3 protein-coding genes are annotated in these 2,738 nt (G+C 53.0%); 1 reads left to right on the top strand and 2 read right to left on the bottom strand.

The features are described from left to right. Window positions 1-551, bottom strand: a 551-nt coding sequence (locus JJU14_RS16375) for a polysaccharide deacetylase family protein (RefSeq protein WP_228614792.1), incomplete at its 3' end; no start/stop codon positions are given. After that, window positions 548-1,342 (bottom strand): hypothetical protein, encoded by a 795-nt coding sequence (locus tag JJU14_RS16370; RefSeq protein WP_228614791.1) that lies wholly within the window; start codon window positions 1,340-1,342, stop codon window positions 548-550. The genes JJU14_RS16370 and JJU14_RS16375, both read right to left, overlap by 4 nt. Window positions 1,343-1,570: 228 nt before the next feature. Here JJU14_RS16370 and JJU14_RS16365 point away from each other — a divergent pair, with 228 nt between their 5' ends. Next, a complete protein-coding gene (locus JJU14_RS16365; protein WP_228614790.1) occupies window positions 1,571-2,659 on the top strand; it encodes a hypothetical protein in 1,089 nt (362 codons plus the stop codon). The last annotated feature ends 79 nt before the right edge of the window (window positions 2,660-2,738 follow it).

The raw sequence follows: 2,738 nt of genomic DNA, 5'->3' as shown, positions 1-2,738 counted from the left end.
CCGGTTTGTTGCTGCAAGCTCAGCAAGCGTTGTTCGCGCTCATCCAGCGGCAGGTATTTCAGCTCGGCAATCAGTTGTTTGGTCAGCGCAAGCCGCGTTGCAAAGTTAGGGATGGGATACACCTTGCCCTGCCAGCTAAGCTGCGGGCAGCTTTGGGGCGCATCAATAATGGCTTCGGCGATCTTTTCTTCCCACAATTGACCATCGTCCAAACCTGCGGTGGTGATAAAGAAGCTGGCGGTCAGGCCATGCTGTTGCAGCAGAGGAAAAATGTAGTGAAAACAATCGTCGTAGCCATCATCCACCGTAATGACTGCAGCATTGGCTGGCAAGCTTCCTTCGTCAGCCCGGCGGCCCGCTTCGGCCAGCGTCATGACCTGAAAATAGCGCTTAATCCAGCCAAGCTGGCGCGAAAACGCCTCGGTGCTCAAGGCCGGCAAATAGGTGATTTGCCCTTCGGGTGCGACGCGATGGTAGGTCAGGATGGTGAGGCGATTGCCAGATTTCTGCTGAAAAACATGTTGCACAAAACGGAGTATCCCTGAAATCATGCGCTTTGTTCCTGCTTAGCATGGCCGGCAATCAGTTTTTCAAGCTGTTGAACCACCAAGTCCGCGATCCTGACTTTGCACGCTTTTCTGATTTTACCGCAACTGACAATTCGGGGTTCCCAAGCAAGCCTGGCCAACCGAACAACTGTTAGCGCCTGATTGGACGTCAAAAAGTGAATGAAAGCAGGTTGTACTGAGCGCAATGCAAACAAACCAACCAGTGCTTGTGGTTTCCCACTGGTTGCCGCCGTCGTCATTTCCAGTATGGCGATCACTTCACTGAAACCCAAAGGTTCCATGCAGATGTCTTCTACATCGGCCAACACCAGAGTACCCCGGCTTAACAGCACGTTGCCCCAAGCATCGCCTTTGAAGCCAAGCGCCATTGGTTGATCAGATGGAATCGCCGCAAGCACCTCTTCAGAAATCACTTTCGACTGGTGAATGTCTTTCACCCACTCAGGCGCATGAATTTGATAGAGCTCACTAAAAAAACGGTGATAGACACCGTATTGCAGGGGATAGACTTCCTTACCTTTTCGCAGCTCGGGTAACAATTCCATGCGAACAGAGACATCGTCATCACCCAAAGCGACCCAGGAAGGCAAGCGCACACAGCTGAGCTCTGATGTCAGCAATTGTATTGCTTGCAGAGTGTACTTGGCGTTGTTATGGCAATGGATTTTTGCCCAGCCTTTAAAGGTTTTTACAATATGGTAAGAGCCATCGGGAGCCGTAACACGAAATACATCCTTGTAGTGACTGAGCTTTAATGCTTTTGCATCAACCAATGCCAACATCCTTTTACGAAGTTCTTTGATAACACCATCACAAAAATCCTACATTATCTGCTAATATGAGCTAACACAGAGGTCGGGGAAACTAACAATCCTGTTGTTCCAGCGACCGACCTTAGTCTTTACTTGATGGGTTGAATAGTTCAGCGATTATGCAACACTAGCGGCTCTGCTTCAACCTCTGGTTTGGTCTGCATGGCAAGGACGATATGAGGATTACTCATGCGCAAGATGGAACTGCTCTACCAAAACCTGATCCCCCACATGGCTTCCGAGCACTCCATGCTCTGCAGCCGCGATCACACCCTCTACCGGCTGGATTTGGCAAGCCAGCGGCTTCGCCCAGTTTGTGATTTGCCAGCAAAAAGCCCTGGGGTGCTGGGTTGGCTAAAAAACAAAGTTGCCAGAAGCCGTCTGCGGCAATGGCTGAAACCGCAACTGGGCATTGAGCATGTGATTGAAAACAGCGATGGCAACATCGTGATGGTGTACGACCGCATCTATCTGTACCGGCCAAACCAGCGCAGCAAAACCGCCCACGTCGTAGCCAGTGCGCACATCGCCAACCTGGTGGGGCCATTGCGTGGTGGCCTGGCAAGTCATCCAGCCTCCGGCCAGGTGTACTTTGGCGAGTACCTGAACAACCACAGCTGCCCAATCCGGGTGATCAGGGTCTGTCCGGCGACGGCAACCGCCAGCGTCTGCTGGGAGTTTTCCCGTGATGAGATTAAACACATCCACGCCATTCAGTACGACCAATACCGCAATCGCTTGTGGATCACCACCGGCGATGCCGATCAGGAGTCCGCCTTTTATTACACCGACGATGAATTTACCACGGTGCATCGTTTTGCCGGCGGCGATCAAAGTTGGCGCGCCATCAGTCTGTTGTTTTATTCTGATTGCATCGAATGGGGCATGGATGCCGGTAAAGATGCCCCGGCCGATGCCATCAACCACATTTACCGCTATCATTTTGAAAGCCAGCAGCGCGAACAGGTGGCCACCATAGGCAACCCAGCCTATTTCGCCACGCCCTGTGCCGATGGCAGCGCCGTCTTAGCCACCACCTTCGAGCCTGGGCGTCAACAAGACACGCCAGAGCAAGCGGCCTTGTGGCGCCGCAGCCCAGAAGGAGACTGGCAGCCGTTGCTGGCGCTGGATTACCAGGACAGTCGAATGGCCACGGTGGGCCGCTATGGCATGATTTACCTGCCAAGCGGTGAGCTGCCGGCCAACCAGCTGTTGTTTACCCCGATTAACTGCGCAGGCAGCCACTTACGCTGCTACCGGCTTTCACTGACTTCCTAACCAACAAGGACCCCAGCATGCTTCGCTCTGTGAAAAACCTGATCAAATCCGCCTTGGAGCAACTGAACCGGCAACGCTC

Origin of the sequence: Alkalimonas sp. (assembly GCF_020831925.1) — a bacterium.
Taxonomy (GTDB): domain Bacteria; phylum Pseudomonadota; class Gammaproteobacteria; order Enterobacterales; family Alteromonadaceae; genus Alkalimonas.
This window is presented reverse-complemented; position numbering and strand designations above follow the sequence as displayed.

Coding starts and splice junctions, on each gene's coding strand:
- JJU14_RS16365 (WP_228614790.1), top strand. CDS start 1,571: ATGCGCAAGATGGAACTGCTCTACCAAAACCTGATCCCCCACATGGCT.